Raw genomic sequence first — 22251 nt, forward strand, 5'->3', positions numbered from 1 at the left:
GCATCGGGAAGAGCGCGTCCACCCGTCAGTGAAACGGAGAGATCCATGAAAAAGATTCTGATCGCGGCAACCGCAGCGGTGCTCGCCACCGGCGCAGGCCTCCTCAGTGCTTCCGCCGCCGACAAACTCAAGATCGGATTCATCTATCTCGGCCCGGTCGGCGATCTCGGCTGGACCTATCAGCATGACCTCGGCCGCCTCGAGATGGTCAAGGAATTCGGCGACAAGGTCGAAACCACGTTCCTGGAGAACGTCAGCGAAGGCCCGGACTCCGAACGCTCGATCGAGCAACTGGCGCGCGCCGGCAACAAGCTGATCTTCACCACCTCGTTCGGCTACATGGAGCCGACGCTGAAGGTCGCAAAAAAGTATCCGAACGTGCATTTCGAGCACGCCACCGGCTACAAGCGCGACAAGAACCTGGCGACCTATTCAGGACGGTTCTACGAGGGCCGCTACATCCAGGGCATCATCGCCGCCAAGATGTCGAAATCGGGCGTGCTCGGCTATATCGCCTCGTTCCCGATTCCCGAAGTGATCTCCGGCATCAACGCCACCATGCTCGGCGCGCAGACCATCAATCCCAACATCAAGGTCAAGATCATCTGGGCCAACACCTGGTTCGATCCCGGCAAGGAAGCCGACGCCGCCAAGGCGCTGATCGACCAGGGCGCCGACATCATCATGCAGCACACGGATAGCCCCGCCGCGATGCAGGTCGCCGCCGAGCGCGGCAAGCTGGCGTTCGGCCAGGATTCCGAAATGATCAAGTTCGGCCCGAAGGCGCAGCTCACCTCGACCATGAACAATTGGGGCCCCTACTACATCCAGCGCGTCAAGGCCGAGCTCGACGGCACCTGGAAGTCGGAAGATTTCTGGGGCGGCCTCAAGAGCAAGCTCGTCGTGATGGCGCCCTACACCAACATGCCCGACGACGTGAAGAAACTGGCAATGGACACCGAAGCCGCCATCATCGAAGGCAAGCTGCAGCCGTTCAAGTGCCCGATCGTCGGCCAGGACGGCAAGGAAGTCGAATGCAAGGGCGGGACGCATCTCGACGACGGTCAGGTGCTCGGCATGAATTTTTACGTGAAGGGCATCGACGAGAAGATTCCGGGGAAGTGAGGGGTGGCCTTTCACCTCTCCCCGCTCTTCGCGGGGAGAGGTCGGATCGCCCTTGCGATCCGGGTGAGGGGCGAGGCACATTGTCTCCACGTTGACGCTTTCGGAAGACTGCGCTCGCAAGACAATTCGCATCCGACTTGGGGAGAGAGCCCCTCACCCCAACCCTCTAAGAGCGAGCTTCGCTCGTCTCGACCCCGCAAGCGCGGGGCGAGGGAGCGCACCGCCTCACCCCGCATGCATCGCGCGGGCGGCGGCGCTGTGGCGGCGGATCAGGTCGGGTACGTCGAGGCTGGGGATCGCACCGTCAGTAACTACCCACTTGCCCGCAACCATCACGCGGTCGGCGCGGTGCGCGCCGCATAGCACCAGTGCGGCCAGGGGATCGCCATGGCCGGAAAAGCGCAGCTCATCGAGCTTGAACAGCGCGAGATCGGCCGCCTTACCGACAGCGATTTCGCCGAGCTCGGGACGGCCGATGCAGGCCGCCGAGCCCCTGGTGGCCCAGCGCAACGCGTCCCTGTGGCTGACGCGGCTGACGCCGTAGCGGGCCCGTTGCAAGAGAAACGCGGCGCGTACTTCCTGCATCAGGTTGGACTCGTCGTTCGAGGCCGAGCCGTCGACGCCGAGGCCGATCGAAACCCCCGCCTCCTCCATCTCGCAGACCGGGCAGCAGCCGGAGGCAAGAGTCTGGTTACTGCAGGCGCAATGCGTAATCGCGGTCCTGGCCTTGCCCAGCCGCTTCATTTCCGAGGCGTTGAAGTGGATGCCGTGCGCCAGCCAGGTCCGCGCATTGAGCCAGCCGCATTGTTCGAGATAATCGAGCGGCCGGCAGCCATGCATCTGCTCGCAGAACTTGTTCTCGTCCTCGGTCTCGGCCAGATGGGTGTGCAGGCGAACGTCGAGTTTATCCGCTAGCGTGGCGGTCGCCCGCATCAGCGAGCTCGTCACCGAAAACGGCGAGCAAGGCGCCAGCGCGATCTGCACCATCGCATCCTCGCCGCGCTGGTGGTGTTTTGCCACCACGCGCGCGCTGTCGGCCAAGATCGTGTCCTCGTCCTGCACCACGCTGTCGGGTGGCAGGCCGCCATCCTTTTGCGAGCGGTCCATTGAGCCGCGCGTCAGCAGCACGCGAATGCCAAGGCGCTGCGCGGCGGCGACCTCGATATCGATGGCATCCTCGAGGCCTGCCGGAAACACGTAATGATGGTCGGTGGTGGTGGTGCAGCCCGACAGCAGCAGTTCCGACATCGCCACGGTGACGCCGAGATGCAGCGATTCCGGCGTCAGCCGCGCCCAGACCGGATAGAGGGCCTGCAACCACGGAAACAGCTCGCGATCGAGCGCCGCCGGCAGCGCCCGGGTCAGGGTCTGGTAGAAGTGATGATGGGTGTTGATCAGCCCCGGCAGCACGACATGGGCGCCGGCATCATAGACGGCGGTATCTGATGTCGCGGGTTCCCGGCCGCGCGGCACCAGTTCGACGATCTTGCCGCCGCGGACCACAACGCCGCGCTCGGCGCCGTCGGCGAAAATAGAGAGCGGATCCTTGATCCATATCGCCTGCGTTTGGTCCATGATCCCACCTGATTTGCGGAAGGCGCCGTTGCGAACTTCCACCTTCACCAATGCAAAGACCATCCCAACGGCATTGGCAATTGGCGCTGGTCTTGCAACACTTCATAATCGGAGATGCATCACCTTGAAAGCGTTAGCGTATCCATGGACCTGAACACTATCCGCGCCGTTGCACGACCGACCACGCGGGACGAATTGCCTGTTTGGACGGCAGACGCTGCCTGGCTTGCCGGCGGGACCTGGTTGTTCTCGGAACCGCAAACCCATCTGACCCGGCTGATCGACCTCACCGGTCTGAAATGGCCGGCGCTGACCGTCAGCGAAACCGGCTTGTCGATTGCCGCCACCTGCACGGTGGCGCAAATCGATGCACTTTCCTGCCCGCCGGAATGGACCGCCTCGCCGCTGATCAACCAATGCTGCCGTGCGTTCCTGGCCTCCTTCAAGATCTGGAAGACCGCGACCGTAGGCGGCAACATCTGCATGTCGCTGCCGGCGGGGCCGATGATCTCTCTGACCGCGGCGCTCGACGGCGTCTGTACGATCTGGCAGGCCGGCGGCGGTGAACGGCAAATTCCGGTGGCGGATTTCGTCACCGGTGACCAGCGTAACGTGCTGGCGCCCGGTGATCTCCTGCGGCAGATCGATATTCCTCTTGCGGCGTTGAAGCGACGCTCCGCGTTCCGTCAGATCTCGCTGACGCCGGTCGGCCGTTCGGCAGCGCTCTTGATCGGCGGCCTGAACAGTGACGGCGGACTGGCGCTGACCGTGACGGCGTCTACCGCGCGGCCCGTTCAGTTTTCCTTTGCGGGTGTTCCAGCAGCAAAGGACCTGCGCGATGCGATCCTGCAGCGTATCCCCGACGGCCTTTATCACACCGACGTCCACGGCAAGCCGATGTGGCGCAAGGCAATGACGCTGCGGCTGGCCGAAGAAATCCGCGGCGAATTGCAGGCGGTGCCAAGAGTGACGCCATGAGCATCGAGATCAATGGCAAATCATTCTCGGAATCCCCACAGCCCGGACAATGCCTGCGCACTTTCCTGCGCGAGCTCGGGCATTTCGGCGTCAAGAAGGGTTGCGATGCCGGCGACTGCGGCGCCTGCACCGTGCTGCTCGATGGCGAGCCGGTGCATAGCTGCCTGATCCCGGCGTTCCGCGCCGCCGGTCACGCCGTCACCACGATCGAAGGCCTTGCGCCTGACGACGGCATTCACCCGATGCAACAGGCGTTTCTCGATGCGCAGGGGTTTCAATGCGGCTTCTGCACGTCGGGCATGATCCTGACCTGCGCATCGCTGAACCAGGCGCAGCGGCAAGACCTCAGCGCCGCGCTGAAAGGCAATATCTGCCGCTGCACCGGCTACCGCTCGATCGAGGACGCCCTTAACGGCAAAAGCAACATTGAGGATGCCGACGCCGGCGCCGCGTTCGGCCGCAGCCTGCCCGCGCCCGCCGGCCCGCATGTGGTGCGCGGCACGGAACGCTATACGTTCGATGTCGCACTGGGCGGATTGCTGCACGTCAAGATGCTGCGCTCGCCGCATCCGCACGCGAGAATCATTTCGATCGACAAGACTGCGGCGCTCGGCGTCCCCGGCGTGCATACCGTCTTGACGTCAGAAGACGCGCCGGATCGCCTGTTCTCGACGGCGCGCCACGAATGGGACTGGATGGACCCTGATGACACCAAGGTGCTCGACACCGTTGTTCGCTTCGTCGGCCAGAAGGTCGCCGCCGTGATCGCCGACACCGAAGCCGCCGCCGAGGAAGGCTGCCGGCGGCTCAAGGTCGAATATGAAATCCTGCCTGACGTAATCGATCCCGCCGCCGCGATTGCCGCTGATGCGCCCGTGCTGCACGGCGACAAGACGAAAGAAAACCGTGTCGCCAACGCTGCCCGCAATATAGTGGCCGAAATCCATGGCGAATTTGGCGATGTCGCAGCCGCGCTGGCGCAGGCCGCCGTCACCTATCAAGGCACGTTCACAACGCAGCGGGTCCAGCACGCCGCGCTGGAAACCCATGGCGGCCTCGCCTGGGTCGACGCCGACGGAATTTTGAACGTCCGCTCCAGCACGCAAGTGCCGTTCCTGACCCGGCGCACGCTCGCCGACCTGTTTGATTTGCCGCCGGACAAGGTGCGGGTGTTCTGTGAGCGCGTCGGCGGCGGTTTCGGCGGCAAGCAGGAAATGTTCGTCGAGGACATCCTGGCGCTGGCGGCGCTGAAGACCGGCCGCGCCGTCAAATTCGAACTGACGCGGGAGGAGCAGTTCGTCGCGACCTCGACGCGGCATCCGATGCTGGTCACCGTCAAAGCGGGCGCCGACAGCGACGGCAAGCTCACGGCGCTGCAGCTCGACGTGCTCTCCAACACCGGGGCCTATGGCAACCACGCCGGGCCGGTGCTGTTTCATTCGGTCGGCGAATCCCTCGGCGTCTATCATTGTCCGAACAAGAAGGTCGACGGCATCGCCGCCTATACCAACACCGTGCCTTCAGGCGCGTTTCGCGGCTATGGCCTGCCGCAAACCCTGATCGCGGTCGAAGCCGCGATCGACGAGCTGGCGAAGCAGCTCGGCATCAGCCCGTTCGAGATGCGCCGCCGCAATGTGGTGAAACCCGGCGATCCCATGCGTTCGCCGCCGGAATCCAAGTATCACGACGTGCTCTACGGCAGTTACGGCCTCGACCAGTGCCTCGACCTGGTCGAGCGCGCGATGGCGGCGGAGGCGCCGACGCCCGATCTGTCAGCGGACTGGCTGACCGGCGACGGCATCGCGCTGACCATGATCGACACCGTGCCGCCGGCCGGGCATTTCGCCGATTGCAGCATCTCGTTGCGCGACGACGGCGGCTTCGACCTCACGGTCGGCACCGCGGAATTCGGCAACGGCACCAGCACCGTGCATCGCCAGATCGCCGCATCCGCGCTCGCAACCACCGTCGATCGCATTTCCTTGCGCCAGTCCGACACCGCGCATGGCGGCCACGACACCGGCGCCTATGGCAGCGCCGGCATCTTTGTCGCGGGGAACGCAACGCTGGCGGCAGCGGCGGCGCTGGCGGATCAGTTGAAACAATTCGCGGCGTCGATGCTGGGCGAAAACCCTGATGCCTGCGCGCTGGACAACCACGCCGCGGTCTGCGCCGGACGCCGCACGCCCTACGCCATGCTCGCCGCTTCAGCGCAATCGCTCGGCAAGGTGCTGAGCGCCAGCGGGAATTCATCAGGCACGCCGCGCTCGATCGCTTTCAACGTGCAGGGCTTTCGCGTCGCGGTGAACAAATTCACCGGCGAACTCAAGATCCTGAAAAGCGTGCAGGCCGCCGACGCCGGCCGCGTCGCCAATCCCTTGCAGTGCCGCGGCCAGATCGAAGGCGGTGTCGCGCAATCGCTGGGCGCTGCGCTCTATGAGGAGATGGTGATCGACGAAGGCGGCCGCGTCATCAATCCCAAGTTCCGCGACTATCATCTGCCGTCGTTCGCCGACGTCCCCCGCACTGACGTGCTGTTCGCCGACACGTCGGACGCGCTGGGGCCGATGGGCGCCAAATCGATGAGCGAGAGCCCGTACAACCCGGTCGCCGCCGCGCTCGGCAACGCCATCGCCGATGCCACCGGCATCCGCTTCACGGCGACGCCGTTCAAGCCGGACCGGCTGTGGCCGGCGTTGCATGAGAAGTTTGGGTCCGGGTGAAGGGGCGCCTGTCAGCCCTGCGCGAATGACGTAAACTTGGCTGGGCGCCCGCGGATGGGCATATCTGCCCTACGCGCATTCGCGGAATAGTGATCCGCCGGCAGCACGCTTTTTCAGCGGCAATGCCTAGATGGCCCCTTAGAACAATCCGGAGACAGCGCCCGAAGGCAGCACGCGCCGCCGCAAACTATTGCGCAGAAAGCGATAATGGAGAATGACCATGACTGGACCCGGGACGCTGGTCGGGGCAGCGCTGATGTCGATCGTTCTGGCGACATCTGCGCTGGCGCAGGAGCCGGCAGCTTATGCGGCACAGAATCCGGATCGGGATGTGCTGAATGGCGGCGTGCTCACGCCTGCGGGCAGACTGGCGCGGGAGCAACCTGGTGATGCCGCTGCCGCGCTCTATGCGCTGAACAAAGCCAACGCGGGATTGGGCAGCGCTGCGCCATCAACCGGGGTCCAACGCCATCGACGTCGTTCGTTGCAGTGAAACGATGGCATGATAAATCAGTACGCGGGAGGATACGGCCGACGAGACGACCCGCGGGGCATTTGCGCGTTCGCAAAATAGGGATTGGCGAGGCACTGGGCGGAGAGACCCGACGCCGTCGCGGCGCACTGCTCCATCGACGTAAAGCGGCAATCGATGTCGCTTCCTCCCCAGCGGTAGTTCTGGATGCAGATCGGATAATTGCCGCCATACGTCTGGGCCGGAGCCGGCGCAGACGTCAGAACAGTGACGGCCGTCAATATCATCAAAGCCGGAATGCGCATCGGGACCTCCATCGGGATTGACGTCACAGCATCAACCTACCAACCAGACAAGCCATACTGCCGGCAGTCAATTCACATTCACGCGCGGGTCCGCGAAAGCGCCCTGCGTCGAATTCAGATGCCCACCATTCAGGGTTATTGAGATAGTTGCTCGGCACGGCGCAAGCGCGCCTTTAGCTATCTTTCGCAACTATCTCGCTGATGGCGGTGGCGCCGGAATAAGCCCATAGCGGAGCATCGTTGCCTTCATTTTTGCCGGATCGGGCGCGCCACCAACCAGCAGCGCGGACATCTCCTTGAAGTAAGACGGCCCCAGCACACCGGGGGTAAGCGTGCAGAGACAAACTGCCGGCCCGGCGGTGTTATTTGTAAAACCGTGGACGACGCCGCGCTTGATGAAGACACTTTTGCCGGGCGCTACATCGATGTCTTGGCCATCGATGCGCCAGGTTGTCGTTCCCGTCAGGCCATAGATGATTTCGTCCCAGTTCTCGTGATAATGCGGCACCGGCATGCGGGCATTCGGCTGCAGCGTCATCTCGAACATATCAAGACTGCCTCCGGTGTCATCCTTGGTGTGCAAGAACCTGAGCTGCAGCGTGCCCATATTGATCAATTCCGGCATTTGTTCCTCTTTTCGTGAGAACCTTGGGTAAGTCTCGTGCCCCGGACGCAACGTACTGGACGATGCTTCGCATCGCCAGGAACACGTTGCACCGCGTCCGGGACACGACAGAATTATCCCCGACCCACCGTGCACTCGATCTGGCCGTGCGGCTCGTCGGTCGGCAGGAATACGTCGTTGTTGTTATCGAGCCCGAACGCCGAGAGGTTCATCGGGATGAAGTGCATGTTCGGGCAGGCCATGCTGATCTCGGAAATCTCCGGCACCGTTGCCAGCGCCGCCTCGCCCATCCGGTAGAGGCTGTCCTGCACGCTCTTGCTGTAGGTCATCGAGAACACTTCGAGCACGGTGTCGAGGACCTTCCTGTTGGTCGCGGGATAGCTCAAAGGCTTGCCCGACCATTTCCACGACGCCACCATGCTGGTCGCGCACAGCCGGTCGGCGGTCGGGGGGATCGTGGTGTAGGCGTCCTTGACGTAATTCTCCCAGCCCGACTGCGTCGACTTCAGGAAGGCAAAGCCGTCGATGCCTGATGACATCGTGGTGACACCGCCGCGGACAGAAGAGAGTTCAACGGTGGGCTTGCCGTTGCTGTCGAGCACGAAACTATGCGGATGCGGCTTGCCGTCGAAACTGAGCCGGCTCCATTTGGTCTCGTGCACGGTCAGCGCGACGGAGGCGATCTGCGGATAGGTGTCGAGATATTTTGTCGCCAGCACCTGGCAAAATTCCTCGGTGCACAGGCCGGTGTTTTCGCGCGCGATGACGTTGACGACGTTCTTGATGGTGTCGGTCGAAACCGAAGTCGAATTGTCGCCATGGGTATAGGCAGGCGCAAAGTCGCCCTCGACCATCGCTTTGACGTTGAGCTGGCTGACCTCGTGACGGTCGCCGTCGCGATGGAGGCGCATCACGCGGACGCGGCCCTTCCCGTATCTGTTCCTGATCAGCGGCACGTGGAAGCCTCCAGTTCAGCCAGCAATCTTGCGGGACTATAGTCGCCCGATATGATCCAATATTGAGCAACGTTCGTGCCATTGAGCAAGTGCCGGGACTGGCTTCCGGGGGCAAGCTTTGGCACGGGCCTTGTAACGGTTCGCATGGGCCGGCGTGCCCGCGCCAGGGGAGCCATTCATGACCACGACCACCGAAATCCATCCGGTCGACCAGACGCTGCCGGCGCCACGGTTGCTGGCGCTTGGCCTGCAGCACGTGCTTGTCATGTATGCCGGCGCTGTCGCGGTACCCTTGATCATCGGCCGGGCGTTGAAACTGCCGCCGGAAGACGTCGCCTTCCTGATCTCGGCCGATCTGTTCGCCTGCGGGCTGGCGACCCTGGTGCAATGTATCGGCTTCCCCGGGGTCGGTATCCGGCTGCCCGTGATGATGGGGGTCACGTTCGCCTCCGTTGGCCCGATGCTGTCAATGGCCGCGGCGCCCGATATCGGCCTGCTCGGCATCTACGGCTCGGTGATCGCTGCCGGAAGCTTCGGCATCATTGCCGCGCCCTTCATCAGCCGGCTGCTGCCGCTGTTTCCGCCGGTGGTCACCGGAACCATCATCCTGGTGATCGGCATCTCGCTGATGCGCGTCGGGATCAATTGGGCCGGCGGCGGCCTGCCGACCCTGACCAAGGTGATCGACGGCGTCCCCGGCGCTTTCCCCAATCCTAATTATGGCCAGCTTCAAGGGCTTGGCATCGCGCTGTTCGTGCTGCTGGTCATTCTCGCCTTAATCAAATGGGGCACCGGTTTCGTCGCCAACGTGGCCGTGCTGCTCGGCATCGTCGCGGGTGCGGCGCTCGCCAGCGTGCTCGGCGTCATGCATTTCGACAAAGTCACGGCGGCGCAATGGGGCGCGCTGGTGATCCCGTTCCGCTTCGGCATGCCGACATTCCACCTGGTGCCTGTTATCACCATGTGCATCGTGATGATCGTGGTGATGATCGAATCGCTCGGCATGTTCCTGGCGCTCGGCGAGATCACCGGCAAGAAAGTCGATCGCGACGCGCTGACCCGCGGCCTGCGCGCCGACGGCGTCGGCACCTTCCTCGGCGGCATCTTCAACACGTTCCCCTACACATCCTTCTCGCAGAACGTCGGCCTCGTCAGCGTCACCGGCGTGCGCTCGCGCTGGGTCACGATAACAGGCGGCGCCATCATGCTGCTGCTCGGGCTGCTGCCGAAGATGGCCGCATTGGTCGAAGCGGTGCCGCTGGTCGTGCTCGGCGGCGCCGGGCTCGTGATGTTCGGCATGGTGGCCGCGACCGGCGCGCGGATTCTGGCGACCGTCGACTTCAAGAACAACCAGTTCAACCTGTTCGTGGTCGCGATCTCCGTCAGCTTCGGCATGATCCCGCTGGTGGCGCCGAATTTCTTCAAGAACCTGCCGCACGGTCTGCATCCGCTCCTGGAGTCCGGCATCCTTCTTTGTGCGCTGGTCGCGGTCGCGCTGAATGCGTTCTTCAATGGCCTCGGCGGCAAAGCGGCTGCGGAAGCGGATGCCGCGGCCACAGCGTCATCGGCGCAGCATGTGTGAGGACTGATGAGGATGGGTAGAGCGAAGCGAAACCCATCATCTATCCGCAAATCGCAATTGATGGGCTGCGCTCTACCCATCCTACGATTTAGCGAAACCTAACTCCCCCGATACGTCGCGTAGCTCCACGGCGTGACCAGGAGCGGCACGTGGAGATGGCCCTCGGGATCGCTGACCGAGAAACGTAACGGGATCTGGTCGAGAAAAGGCGGATCCGACATCGGCACGCTGCGCGCGGAAAAATATTCGCCGACGCGAAACATCAGCTCATAGCGCCCGATCGGGACCGGGCGGCCGCCGATCAGGGGGTGATCGGTGCGGCCGTCGCTGTTGGTGATCGCGCGCGCCACCACGCGGGCTTCGCCGAGATCGGACAGTTCGGTCAGTACCACCGAAATTCCCGCCGCAGGCTTGCCGCTGTGGGTATCCAGCACGTGGGTCGACAGCCGTCCCTGCACGGCTAGCTTGTCGTCCGCCGTCATCAGCTGGTCGAGACGCAGCGCCGCGATCCGATAAATTTCCGCGATCGAGACCTGCGTTTCGGTTTTGGTATCGTTCGGCAGCCGGCGCTCGAAATCACGCAGGATGGAATCCCGGGTCTGCCGGCGCGCACAGACGATGTAGGGGAAACCGAATTTTGCGCGGTAGGCATTGTTGACGCGCTCGAACGCCTCAAATTCGGCATCCGACAACCGATCGAGGCCGACACTGTTTTGTTCGGCGTTGGATTCGGCCGTGAGCCCCGCGGCGCGCTGGGTCTTGTTGGCGAGATCCGGATGCGCCTTGATCAGCGCCAGGCGAATGTCGGCTGGTGCGCGATCGACCACGGCCTGCATCGCGTCGAACAGCGTTTTCAGGCTGACAAACGGCCGCGCTGCGGCCGCCTGTTCGGCGATCCAGGGTGAATATTCGAAGATATTGCCAAGCGTTTTGACGAACTCGTCCTTGCCAGCGAGATTAAGATCGGAAAGCTTCATCGGCATTCCCCGGCCTATCCGATCTCAGCGGCGCTCTCGGCGAGATGGCTGAGATTGGCGTGAAAATGCTGCGCGATCTGCAACCGCGTCGGCACCCAGACGCCGTCATGCTTCATGACGTAATCGAGGAAGCGCAACAGGGACGCTGCGCGGCCGGGGCGGCCGACGACGCGGCAATGCAGGCCGACCGACATCATCTTCGGCGCGGTCGCGCCCTCGGCATAGAGCACGTCGAAACTGTCCTTCAGATAGGTGAAGAACTCATCGCCGCCGCCAAAGCCTTGCGGGTTCACAAAGCGCATGTCGTTGGCGTCGAGCGTGTAGGGAATGACCAGATGCGGCTGCAATCCGCCTGCCTTGATCCAGTATGGCAGATCGTCGGCATAGGAATCGCTGAGGTAGAGCAGGCCGCCGGCTTCCATCAAAAGCCGCAGCGTATTGATCGAGGAACGTCCGGTGTACCAGCCGAGCGGACGCTCGCCGGTCGCCTCGGTATGAACGCGGATCGCCTCGGCGATTTCCGCCCGCTCTTCGGCCTCCGACATGTCCTTGTGTTCGATCCATTTCAGGCTGTGGCTGGCGATATCCCAGCCGGCCTCCTTCATGGCCGCGACCACTTCGGGATTGCGCTTCAGCGCGGTCGCGACGCCGAACACCGTGGCCGGCATCTTGCGCTCGGTGAACATCCGCCACAGCCGCCAGAAGCCGGCGCGCGAGCCGTATTCGAACATCGATTCGATATTGGCGTGACGTTTGCCGGGCCAGGGCTGCGCGCCCAGCACATCCGACAGGAACGCCTCGGAGGCGCGATCGCCGTGCAGGATGTTGTTCTCGCCGCCCTCTTCGAAATTCACCACGAACTGCACGGCGACCCGCGCATTATCAGGCCAGCGCGGATCGGGCGGATTGCGGCCGTAGCCGCGGAGGTCGCGGGGGTAGCCGGGCTCCGTCACCTAGATTTCCTCGAAGCGGATCTTCTGTGCACCCTTCCACAGTACGGTCTTGCCGAATGCGGTGAGGTTCTCAAGCCCCGAGGTCAGGGTGATGAAGTGGTTGCCGGCGAGCTGGCCCATCTTGCTGGCGAAATGCACGCCGCCATAGGCGAGCAGGATTTCGGTCTCGCTGATGCCGCCGGGATAGAGAATGATCTGCCCCGGCGCGGGATAGCTGGTGTGGTTCTCGTAGGAAACGCCGAAATCGAGATCGCCGAGCGGCATCCAGACCCCCTCGCCGCTCCAGCGGACATGGATCGCCTGGCTCTCGAACGGCATCGCCTTGCGAAAGGCGGCTACCGTCTTTGGCGCCAGTTGCTCTTCGAAACGGGCCTCAAAGGTGAAGTCGCCGGCGCGGACAATTAGTTGGCTCATCGATCTCTTCTCTTGGGTGGGGATAGGGTTCAGCCATATCCATTGCAGCCGGGAAAAGCGGAAGCAAGGACCATTCAACCCGGAAAATGCGGTTTGTTTGGCGCCCTGCCCCTAAAATCAGCCGAAAATGCCGTCGATTGACGTTCGCAACCTCAACCCGCGCGTATCCGATAGCAGAGGCTCCGCTTTTCGCCCGGCGCAATCTGCATCAATCCGGGCTTGCCGGTGAATTCGCCGTCGAACTCCGACGGGCTGGCGAATCCATGCCAGGGTTCGATGCAGAGAAACGCCGCGCCATCAGGTTTCGACCAGACGCCGAGCTCGCAAAATCCTTCCCAGGACATCTCGATCGAAGGCCCACGATCCGCCGCATAGCAAACCGATCCGCTCGCGAGCTGGTCGATGATAACCGCATCGTCTTCGAACAGCCGCTCCGAAAGGGGGAGGCTGTTGCCGCGAACCGGCGACGGTTCGGCCTTGGCGCGCATCAGGCCGCCTGCCAGCCTGCGGATCGGCGCGGGCTCTTCGTCCGCGAAGGTAAGCGCGTAGGCTTCCTTTTCCAACCCCGGCAGCAATGGCCAGTTGAACGCCGGATGGGCGCCGATCGAAGCCGGCAAAGTCTCGTTGCCGGTGTTGGTGATGTCGAACGCCAGTTTCAGGCCGGCATTTTCAACGCTGTAGGTAACCTCGAGCCGGAACGCGAAGGGATAGCGGGCGCGCGTCGCCTCGCTGTCGACAAGCACCAGTTTGCAGGACGTCGCTCCCTGCTCCACCCACTCGAACCGGTGATCCCTGGCAAAGCCATGCTGGGTCATCGGATAGGTTTTGCCACGGTGGCGCAGTTGATCATTCTTAAGGCGGCCGACGATCGGAAATAACAACGGCGAGTGGCGCGGCCATGCCGGCCCCGCCTGCCAAAGCAGCTCTATCCCTTCACTTCTCAGCGAGCACAGTTCGGCGCCATCGGCCTTGATGGTCGCCTCGATCGCGCCGCTGCGAAGCGAATGCTTGTCCATGCTCATACTTCACCACGCGAGGTGCCCCTGCCCCTCTCATAAGTCATGGCATTGCCCCCAGCAACGGCGATGCCCTGGCGGCGTCATTTCCTGATGGCATGGTTGCAAGGCTGACACAGCTTCCGGCCCCTGAAGCGCTTGATTTCCCCTGTTGTTGCGCGTTTCATTCGGACAACGAACAAATACCCCGGGGAAACAGCCATGCCAGCGAAAATCATCGGTATGATCGGCACCCAGCAGGAGGGCGTCGCGGTTCACCTGATCAAGGGCCAGATATCGCGCGAATGGGTGATCGATTTCACCCGCCTGCATGAGCAGTGGAACTATGATTCCGTGCTGGTCGGATATTACGCCTCGGCCGCCGAAGGTTTTGCGATCGCGCTGTATGCCGCTGATCATACCGAGCGAATAAAATTCCTGATCGCGCATCGCCCGGGCTCGGTGGCACCGGCGCTGGCGGCACGGCAGATCGCGACCTTCGACCAGCTGACGCAGGGACGGATGTGGCTGCACGTCATCGCCGGCACCAGCGACCAGGACCAGGCCAGCGAAGGCGACTTCCTGCCCAAGAACGATCGCTACCGCCGCGCCGGCGAGTATCTCGACGTCATGCGCCGGATCTGGACCAGCGACAGCCCGTTCAACCACCAGGGTGAATTCTATCGCATCGAGGGCGCGTACAGCGATATAAAACCGTTTCAGCAGCCCTATCCCCGTCTGTTCTTCGGCGGCTCCTCGGAAGGCGCGCTGGAAATGGGCGCCGCGCATTGCGATGTGTTCGCTATCTTCGGCGAGCCGCTCGCCGAGACGCGCGCCCGCGTCGATGATTTCCGCCGTCGCGCCGCCGCGTTTGGACGGCGCGCCGATTTCAACATGTCGCTGCGCCCGATCATGGCGGAAACCGAGGGCGCAGCCTGGGACAAGGCGCATGCGCTGCTGGCTGATGTCGAACGCAAAACGGGCGAAGCGCCGAAGCCGAGCAACCATTCCAGCGAACGCCTGCTGGGCTATGCCGCGCGCGCCGACGTGCATGATGAGCGCTTATGGATGGGGATCGCGCGCGCCACCGGCGCGCCCGGCAATACGTCCTGCCTGGTGGGAACGCCCGAGCAGATCGCGGCTGCGGTGCTCAGGTATTACCGGCTCGGCATCCATTCGTTCCTGCTGCGCGGATTTGAGAATCCGTATGACACGATGGCGATCGGCCGCGACCTCATTCCCCTGATCAAGGCCGGTGCGGAGCAGATCGACCGGCAGGCCGAGGCGGCCGAGTAGCGTTGGCCCTCAGAATCTGCAAACACATCAAGATGCCGGGTCACAGCACGGCGCCGGGGAAGACTTTGGGACCAATTGCATGAAAGCCGTGGTGGTCGAGAATTACGATTCGATTGACGGCATCTCCATCAAGGAGATGCCGATACCCGATATCCCGCCCGGCGGTGTCCGCGTCAGGATCGGCGCCGCTGCCATCGGCTTCGTCGACGGCTTGAAGGTGCAAGGGCTGTATCAGACCAAGGACCCGCTGCCGTTCGTGCCAGGCACGGAATTCGCTGGCGTGGTCGACGCTGCCGCAGGCGACGTCGCCGCGTTCAAGCCGGGCATGCCCGTGGTTGGCATGGTCAGATCCGGTGCGCTCGCCGAATACATTTGCGTGCCGTCAGCGACGCTGAAGCATTTGCCGCCAAAGATTGCCTTCGAGGCCGGAGCGTCTTTTCAGGCCAATTACCTGACCGGACTTTACGCACTGGATGCGCGCGCCGAACTGCGCAAGGGCGAAACGCTGCTGGTGCTGGGCGCCGCGGGCGGCGTCGGCATCGCGGCGGTGCAACTTGGCAAGCTGATGGGCGCGAAGGTCATCGCCGCGGCTTCGACGCAAGAGAAACGCGAATTCGCCGCAGGTTACGGCGCCGATGAAACCATCGACTACACCAAGGCGGACTGGCGCGACACCCTGAAGACGCTGACCGGCGGCAACGGTCCGGATGTTATTTTCGACCCTGTTGGCGGCGAGGTGGCGCTGCAGGCGTTTCGCTCGATCGCCTGGCGCGGACGGCACCTGGTGGTCGGATTTGCCTCCGGCACCATTCCGGCCCTGGCCTTCAATCTGCCGCTGCTCAAGGGCGGCGCCCTGCTCGGCGTCGATCTGGCGCAAATCCAGAAGCGCGAGCCGGAAACCCATACCCGCCTGATCGCACAATTGTTCGAATGGCTCGCCTCGGGCCAGTTGAGTCCCGTGGTCGGCAAGGTCGTTCCGTTCGAGAATTTTCGCGAGGCGTTCAAGACCATGCAGTCGCGATCCGCGCTCGGTAAAATGATCGTCAAATTCGCCTGAGGACAGCAACATGCCCCAAGACAAGGCCGCCGACGGAACCGGGCGTCGCCTGATGCATACGCGAACGGTCGAATGCAACGGCTACATCAGGGACGACGGGCTCTGGGAAGTCGAGGCGCGGCTGGTCGATACAAAGCCGTTCACGCAGGCCGCCGACCACTATCGCGAGGAACTGAAGCCCGGCGATCCCGTGCACGATATCCGCCTGCGGCTAGCGATCGACGACACCATGAGGATCCACGAGGCCGAAGCCACCATGCAGGCGACACCCTATCCCACCTGCATCGACGTCGAGCCGATCCTGCAGCGGCTGGTCGGCGAGAGCATCGGCAAGGGCTGGCGCGAGGTGGTCCGCCGCAAGATCGGCCGGCTCGAGGGCTGCACCCATCTGTCGGAGCTATTGGGCCCGGCCGTGACCACGCTGTTTCAGACCATGTCGTACGGCAAGGATCCGGAAGGCCGCGATTCGATGGACGAGCAGCGCAACTCCGGTGAACGGCCGTTCTTCATCGGCGGCTGCTATTCCTGGCGCACCGACGGCCCCATCGTCGCCGACAAGTTCCCGCAATTTGCGACCAAGCCGGCCCCGCGGGATTAGGCGTGGCACCGCGTCCAAGCCCATCCGCGCATGCGACGATCCGGCGCGGGCCTGATCACGAAGTTGCAATCGCCGGCTATGCTGCCTTGTGAAACCACGCGCTTGACATCGCCCTAACCTATGGTTGTCTTTCCTCCGAGATAAGTCTCTTTCATTTTGTGAAGTCGCGAACGGCAATCTGACCGGACATCGCGCTTGAAGCAAAGCGCCTGTTCCGGCCGTTTCTCGCTCCTGGCGCGCGGGGGATCTCATGTCGAAGCGTTTTGGAGTTGGATTGCTGGCCGCCTGCGTGACGGCAGTTGTGCTTCCGGTGCTGATCGTACTCGTTGACATGATTTTCCTTCACCAGACGATGGTCAACTCCATCTACAAGAACGTCGATGACGTTTCCGACAGCGAGATGCCACCCACCGTTGCTTCCTTCCAATCCGGCCCCGACGTCGTCAGCACCATCGGCGGCAGCGGCGAAGGATTGAACTGCAGCCTCCCTGCCCTGACGAACATTTTCTTCGACCATCGCGCAGACGATAAAGGCAGACGCCATCTCGTGTTGCAAAGGTTCCGGCAGGCGTGCGTGTTTCACGATCTGTGCTATCGCCATGGCCTGGCCACCTACGGCTATAACCAGAACGACTGCGATCGCATCATGCAGAATGCGGCTTTCCGGCTCTGCCTCTATATCCGGAACGGCGACGATGCGGATCAGGCGGCACGTTGCGAGACCGATTCAAAAATGGTTCTGGCGGGCGTGAGCATCGGCGGCGCCGACGCCTATCGCGCCTGGGACCGGTCGACCTACTTCGAATTCGATTCGGATCCCTGGCGTTCCAGCGGATTCCTGGTCAGCCGGGTGGTCGATCATCCCTTTAAATCCATCGATCGGGAGAAGTACCACGACGAGCCCGATCAAGTCATTCTGACATTCGAGAATAAACGATCAAACCTTACGGTGACCTGTGTCACCTGCAAGGACGTACCGGTCTTTCAAACCACCGAACGCCGGAGCGACGTCAGCGCGGAACTCCGATCGGTCGGGATCGATCGGCTTCCCGACGCCTTGCTCAGGCGCGAAGATCAAATTCTATCCAACACCAGTCCGGTTTGGCTGCCGCCGCGACGTCATCACGCCGCACCGCATCTGCTGGTCGATGGTGCGGGCAAGAATCATCTGATCTGGGTGACGCGGAACAATCCGGGAGACACCATCTCCTGCCTGGTCCTGGCGGATGCCGCGAAGCTGTTGACCCACACATTGCCAAAGCGTGACCTCTGCTCCGAGGAGGCGGGCTCCCAACTTACAATGGTTGAGGTCGATATGTATGCGAGCTCACCACTTCCAATGGAGATACCAACTGCGAATGGCATTTTCGCAGCCGCGATCAGCGCGAAGCGGGAAGATGATCGCAGCCTGAGCTTCTGTCTGCGGTCCGCGTCCAGGAAGGTCGAGCGAGAAACGGTAAAGAACGACGACCAAGCCGATTGCATTCTCCTCTCCGGACCGGAAGTTTCCGGCGGCGCCGGCCTCGGCGCCTTTCAAAACTTTGCAGTCGTCCGTCCAGGTCAGCAAATCCTGTTCGCGCGTGATATTGCACCATCACCGGCATTGCTTCCGGTCAGACTTCTCCAGAATGCTCTGGGCGTCAAATACTCGTCTAAAGGAACCATGCTGGTTATCGATGTCACCGCGCACTCCCAGGAAAAAAGAGCTTCGGGATCAAGAATCAAGAAGACGGTGAAGTTTGACATCGACGACCGTTTTGATCCGATGATGCCGATCACGCGCAAAAGAGACGATCTCCGCTTCCTCAGTCTGGAGTCTTCGAAGGATGAAGTCGGTGTCCGTATGATTGATTTTGATAAAGAAAGCCCTGCCGTCGGCGATGTGAAGCTCACGATGAATGGAAGTGACGTAAACCTGCACCCATCCTGGGCCTCGCGGCCTGTCCTTGTGCTCGAAACACGCGAGGAGCATTCGAAAACCAAGCTTGTTTTCTCGCGTGCAGAAATTGCGGACGGATCTGCCGGTCCCAATGCCGAATCATTGAGTCTGGAAACGCTGGTATTCGAGCGCGCTGCGGACGGCCCCTCGGACGCGCCTTTCGTGAAGACCGGCGGGGCGGCCTGCACGGTGAAGTACAAGTTCCAATCGCTTCCTGATTACCCCTGCTATCGCCCGTTCGATCCGAAACGCCCGATGCGGGCATCGGCGGCCGCCAGGATGCAGGCATCCCAACTGCTGGTCGGAAAATTCGCAGGTCAGGACGGACACGGCATCGCATTCCCCGATTTCTGCCTGCAGGGGGAACCCATCATCCTGAAGACAAAAGACGGCAGCTTCGCGCCAATGACGAAAACAGTCGGCGAGGAAATCGACAAGACACGCACGGTCACGTGCGATCCGCTCGACTCACACAAGTATGTCAGCGGGCCCATCAAACCTGGCCCTGACGTGACGGTGTCGGCCGCCCACCGGCCGCGGCCTTAGGGCAAACGTTCAGCTCTCGCGCGGACCCGCCTTGACGACCTCCGCATGCGGATCGCCGGCGGGCAGGATGTCCCGGATGTAATCGCGGCCCTTCCATTCCGGCGGCGGCGGAGGCCCCGCGCCTTCGCGGGGAACGTAGGGCGACGGATTGGCGCCGGCGAGGTCCGGCACATAGCGCGGGCAGTTCGGATAGATTTCGCACTCGATCCGCACCACGAGTTGCGCGCCGTAATGCCGGCTGATCGCCGCCGCGTCGTCGAGGATAACAGCACGGCCGTTGATACGCATGCGCCGGCTCTTGCCGTCGAAGCGCACGAACAGCAACCCGACATTCGGATTTCGCGACAAATTGCCGAGCGTCCGGTACATCGAATTGCCGTCATACTCCGGATATTCGATTGTGTTGGGGCCAACGATTTTCACGAAACCGGGATCGCCCGACTTGATGTTGCAGTCGACATAATCCGCAAAGGAAGTACCGATGAAGAAGAACGGCGAACTCTCGATCAACGCCTTCTCGTCATCCCAGAACTCATAATGCTTGCGGTGCCGTTCGATCGCCTCGGCCACACGCCGCCCGTCGAACCGGTCCTGCAGTTCGCTCATTCCCTCGTGATAGAACGCCCGCTGCCACATCGATGTCGCTCCCTCTGTTGCCTGGGAAGTGTAACGCCGATCGCCGCTGGCGGCCAGCCGCGCTGGTGTTCAGGAGTTGCCGCGCGATCGCATGACGCGATCATAGACCGCGAACGCCGCCGCCAGCGCACAGCCGGCGATGATGCCTACCGTAAGGTCCTCGATCAGAGTGAGGCCGAAAGTGGCGAGCAGCACGCCGGCGCCGCGCCAATCGTGCAGCAGATCAAGGAATTCTTCCTTCTCCGCCATGTTCCAGCACACCACGACAAGCACGCCCGCCAGCGCCGACAGCGGGATGAAGCTTGCCAGCGGCGCTGCGACCACCATGAACACAAGCACGAACAGCGCATGCATCATGCCGGAGACCGGGCTGACGGCACCGGCGCGAATATTGGTGGCCGTGCGCGCGATCGTTCCGGTGACGCAGATGCCGCCGAACAGTGCGGAGGCGACGTTGGCGACACCCTGCGCCACGACTTCCATGTTGTAGCGGTGCTTGCGCCCCGTCATGCCATCGGCGACCTTGGCCGAGAGCAGGCTCTCGACCGCACCCAGCAGCGTGAAGGAGAGCGCGGCCGGCAGCACTTCGAGCACGGACGCATACGAGATCGATGGCAACCGCGGTCCCGGCAATCCGTCCGGCAGCTGGCCAAAGCGGCTGCCGATGGTCTCGACCGACAGGCCGAACAGCCATGCCGCCACCGAGGCGAGCGTCACCGCGATCAGCATGCCCGGCCAGTTCAACGCCAGCCGCCGCAGCATTAAGATCAAGGCGACCGAGCCGATGCCGACCGCAAGTGCGGCCGCGCTGATGGTCGGCAGCGCCTGACCGAGTGCCGCAAGCTTGGGCAGCAACGGTCCGGGTTCGGCACCGCCTAATTTCAGGCCGCCGAGATCGCGCAGCTGGCTGGCAAAGATCGTGACCGCGATGCCGCAGGTGAAGCCGACGGTCACGGCGTGCGGAATGTAGCGAATGAGCGCGCCAAGCCGCAGCAGGCCGATCAGGGCCAGCATGAACCCGGAGAGGAAGACGGTCAGCAACAGGCCTTCCAGGCCGAATTTGGTGACGGTGGCCGCGACCAGCACGATGAAAGCGCCGGCCGGGCCGCCGATCTGATAGCGGCTGCCCCCGAGCGCCGAGACTAAAAAGCCGCCGATGACGGCGGCATATAATCCCCGCTCGGGCGAAACGCCCGAGGCGACGGCGATCGCCATCGACAGCGGCAGCGCCACGATCGCAACCGTCAGCGCCGCCAGCATATCGCGGCGGAGGTGGCCAAGATTGTATCCCTCGGCCAGCACGGTAGCGAGTTTCGGACGATAGGTATGGGCCGTAGCGGAGCCGTCAGGCATTGCGGGTAAGCCGATTTGGACTTGGGCATCATAGCCGAGGACCGGATACGGGGCCATGCGCGGAAAATGCGTTTCCTCCGCAACTTTCGTTTGATCCGGATCAAGCGCCGGTCAGCATGCCCCTGCGTCCTTGAGACCGCGATAGGCTGATATCGCGGCGCTCCGCAACCTTTGCCGTTGCCGGCGATAGCCCGGTGGCCAGCGTTGGCCTGGATTATCGCCTTGAGCCGACAGTCCGGGCCTTGCGAAGCGCTTGAGATCGCGAAGATCGCCGAGCGTGCGTTGCAGCTGCTTCGCCGGCTTGTGGACGTGACGGAATTCGCTATCGCCGAACACCGGGACGATGCCCGTCAGCGCCTCCAGCATGTAGCGAAATCGCTTCGCCCTGATCCGCAGCCGGTGACGATCTGATGCGCCGAGGGCTTTGAGCCGCCGGCCTTTGCGGATCAGCCGCCGGCGCCAGCGATTGAGCTCGCGCTTGCAATAGGCCTTCAGCGGTCTTGCGGACTTGCGGCGCAGCATCCGCTCCCAACGCGGGAGCCATGATCCGCCCCCGATCCAGCCGGACATCGCCTCGATCAGGTCATGAAATCGCGGGGAACGCAGGCAGCGAACCATCCGGCGATGATCGCGCGTCTGATGCGCATCGATATCCTCGCCGATCATGCGTTGCGCCCAGTCCCGGTACCGTTCGCGGCGTGCATATTCCACGACCACGTCGCTGTCGCGCGCGGCGCCGAGCGAGCCGTTCAGCCATGCAAGCTCCTTCTTCAGGCGCCGCCATTCCGCATCAACCACGATCGAAGCGAAGAAGAATACGGCGGACCGCAGCCGGGTAATGGCGACACGAATCTGATGCACGGCTTCGGCATCGCCGGCGCAGGCGCTGCTGTGATGCAGCCTGACCTTGCCGACGCAGTCCAGCGCAATTTTCTGGAACGCGGTCGCGCAATCGAACTGCGCCGCCGCAGCGGCCTTGCGCAGGCCCATTTTGGTTTTGCCAGCGTCCTTCATCTGACACGCCCGATGGCGCGCCGAGCGTATAGGCTGCCGCACCGCAAAGGTTTCATCCCCGTCACGCGCTCCGGTCGAACTCGCCTAACATGGCCTGACCCGTCGCACGGCGCCAGCCCGTACGGCCGGCCA

19 protein-coding genes and 1 pseudogene are annotated in these 22251 nt (G+C 62.9%); 9 read left to right on the forward strand and 11 right to left on the reverse strand.

Annotation, left to right across the window (positions count from 1 at the left end):
• The first annotated feature begins 45 nt into the window (after positions 1-45).
• Complete coding sequence (locus tag JQ597_RS26070; RefSeq protein WP_212268078.1) at positions 46-1125, forward strand: BMP family ABC transporter substrate-binding protein; 1080 nt, start codon at positions 46-48, stop codon at positions 1123-1125.
• A gap of 225 nt (positions 1126-1350) precedes the next feature.
• On the opposite strand, the gene JQ597_RS26075 is transcribed toward JQ597_RS26070, so the two are convergent.
• Positions 1351-2700: an 8-oxoguanine deaminase gene (locus JQ597_RS26075; protein ID WP_212268080.1), complete on the reverse strand. Its 1350-nt coding sequence runs from the start codon at positions 2698-2700 to the stop codon at positions 1351-1353.
• 144 nt (positions 2701-2844) lie between these two features.
• Here JQ597_RS26075 and JQ597_RS26080 point away from each other — a divergent pair, with 144 nt between their 5' ends.
• From JQ597_RS26080 to JQ597_RS26090, 3 genes are all read left to right on the forward strand, one after another.
• Complete coding sequence (locus tag JQ597_RS26080) at positions 2845-3678, forward strand: FAD binding domain-containing protein (protein ID WP_212268082.1); 834 nt, start codon at positions 2845-2847, stop codon at positions 3676-3678.
• The gene (locus JQ597_RS26085; RefSeq protein ID WP_212268084.1) at positions 3675-6401 is read left to right on the forward strand and encodes a molybdopterin-dependent oxidoreductase; all 2727 of its coding nucleotides are present in this window, start codon (positions 3675-3677) and stop codon (positions 6399-6401) included. Before JQ597_RS26080 ends, JQ597_RS26085 begins: the two co-directional genes overlap by 4 nt.
• A gap of 220 nt (positions 6402-6621) precedes the next feature.
• Positions 6622-6894: a hypothetical protein gene (locus tag JQ597_RS26090; RefSeq protein WP_212268086.1), complete on the forward strand. Its 273-nt coding sequence runs from the start codon at positions 6622-6624 to the stop codon at positions 6892-6894.
• A 17-nt stretch (positions 6895-6911) separates the two neighbouring features.
• Here JQ597_RS26090 and JQ597_RS26095 read toward each other — a convergent pair whose 3' ends face one another.
• The 3 genes from JQ597_RS26095 to pucL all read right to left on the reverse strand — a co-directional run bounded on the left by JQ597_RS26095 (position 6912) and on the right by pucL (position 8759).
• On the reverse strand, positions 6912-7178 hold the full coding sequence (locus JQ597_RS26095; RefSeq protein ID WP_212268088.1) for a DUF3551 domain-containing protein: 267 nt from the start codon (positions 7176-7178) through the stop codon (positions 6912-6914).
• 190 nt (positions 7179-7368) lie between these two features.
• Positions 7369-7803 carry a cupin domain-containing protein gene (locus JQ597_RS26100; protein ID WP_212268090.1) on the reverse strand — a complete coding sequence of 145 codons (435 nt, stop codon included), beginning with the start codon at positions 7801-7803 and terminating at the stop codon, positions 7369-7371.
• Between the two features lie 113 nt (positions 7804-7916).
• Positions 7917-8759: a factor-independent urate hydroxylase gene (pucL, locus tag JQ597_RS26105; RefSeq protein WP_212268092.1), complete on the reverse strand. Its 843-nt coding sequence runs from the start codon at positions 8757-8759 to the stop codon at positions 7917-7919.
• A gap of 178 nt (positions 8760-8937) precedes the next feature.
• Between pucL and JQ597_RS26110 the strand changes: the two genes are divergently transcribed.
• Complete coding sequence (locus JQ597_RS26110) at positions 8938-10341, forward strand: nucleobase:cation symporter-2 family protein (protein WP_212268094.1); 1404 nt, start codon at positions 8938-8940, stop codon at positions 10339-10341.
• 98 nt (positions 10342-10439) lie between these two features.
• Here JQ597_RS26110 and uraD read toward each other — a convergent pair whose 3' ends face one another.
• The 4 genes from uraD to JQ597_RS26130 form a co-directional block, all read right to left on the reverse strand.
• Positions 10440-11324 carry a 2-oxo-4-hydroxy-4-carboxy-5-ureidoimidazoline decarboxylase gene (gene uraD / locus JQ597_RS26115; protein ID WP_212268096.1) on the reverse strand — a complete coding sequence of 295 codons (885 nt, stop codon included), beginning with the start codon at positions 11322-11324 and terminating at the stop codon, positions 10440-10442.
• Positions 11325-11332: 8 nt separating this feature from the next.
• Positions 11333-12271 (reverse strand): allantoinase PuuE, encoded by a 939-nt coding sequence (puuE, locus tag JQ597_RS26120; protein ID WP_212268098.1) that lies wholly within the window; start codon positions 12269-12271, stop codon positions 11333-11335.
• Positions 12272-12685, reverse strand: coding sequence for a DUF3830 family protein (locus tag JQ597_RS26125; protein WP_192734938.1), 414 nt, complete (start codon positions 12683-12685; stop codon positions 12272-12274). It lies immediately after the preceding gene.
• Positions 12686-12837: 152 nt separating this feature from the next.
• A complete protein-coding gene (locus tag JQ597_RS26130; protein WP_212268100.1) occupies positions 12838-13707 on the reverse strand; it encodes an aldose 1-epimerase family protein in 870 nt (289 codons plus the stop codon).
• Between the two features lie 195 nt (positions 13708-13902).
• Between JQ597_RS26130 and JQ597_RS26135 the strand changes: the two genes are divergently transcribed.
• From JQ597_RS26135 to JQ597_RS26150, 4 genes are all read left to right on the forward strand, one after another.
• Positions 13903-14976 (forward strand): LLM class flavin-dependent oxidoreductase, encoded by a 1074-nt coding sequence (locus tag JQ597_RS26135; RefSeq protein WP_212268102.1) that lies wholly within the window; start codon positions 13903-13905, stop codon positions 14974-14976.
• Between the two features lie 79 nt (positions 14977-15055).
• Positions 15056-16033 (forward strand): NADPH:quinone oxidoreductase family protein, encoded by a 978-nt coding sequence (locus JQ597_RS26140; RefSeq protein ID WP_212268104.1) that lies wholly within the window; start codon positions 15056-15058, stop codon positions 16031-16033.
• Between the two features lie 10 nt (positions 16034-16043).
• Positions 16044-16631: a DUF2889 domain-containing protein gene (locus JQ597_RS26145; protein ID WP_212268106.1), complete on the forward strand. Its 588-nt coding sequence runs from the start codon at positions 16044-16046 to the stop codon at positions 16629-16631.
• Between the two features lie 250 nt (positions 16632-16881).
• Complete coding sequence (locus JQ597_RS26150) at positions 16882-19116, forward strand: hypothetical protein (protein WP_212268108.1); 2235 nt, start codon at positions 16882-16884, stop codon at positions 19114-19116.
• A 9-nt stretch (positions 19117-19125) separates the two neighbouring features.
• On the opposite strand, the gene JQ597_RS26155 is transcribed toward JQ597_RS26150, so the two are convergent.
• From JQ597_RS26155 to JQ597_RS26165, 3 genes and pseudogenes are all read right to left on the reverse strand, one after another.
• Positions 19126-19752 carry a pyridoxamine 5'-phosphate oxidase family protein gene (locus JQ597_RS26155; protein WP_212268110.1) on the reverse strand — a complete coding sequence of 209 codons (627 nt, stop codon included), beginning with the start codon at positions 19750-19752 and terminating at the stop codon, positions 19126-19128.
• A gap of 117 nt (positions 19753-19869) precedes the next feature.
• A pseudogene (locus JQ597_RS26160) lies at positions 19870-21105 on the reverse strand (SulP family inorganic anion transporter); the annotation flags it as partial.
• Positions 21106-21216: 111 nt separating this feature from the next.
• Positions 21217-22119 (reverse strand): CHAD domain-containing protein, encoded by a 903-nt coding sequence (locus JQ597_RS26165; RefSeq protein ID WP_212268114.1) that lies wholly within the window; start codon positions 22117-22119, stop codon positions 21217-21219.
• Positions 22120-22251 lie beyond the last annotated feature (132 nt).

This window comes from Bradyrhizobium sp. AUGA SZCCT0177, assembly GCF_018130125.1.
Lineage (GTDB): Bacteria > Pseudomonadota > Alphaproteobacteria > Rhizobiales > Xanthobacteraceae > Bradyrhizobium.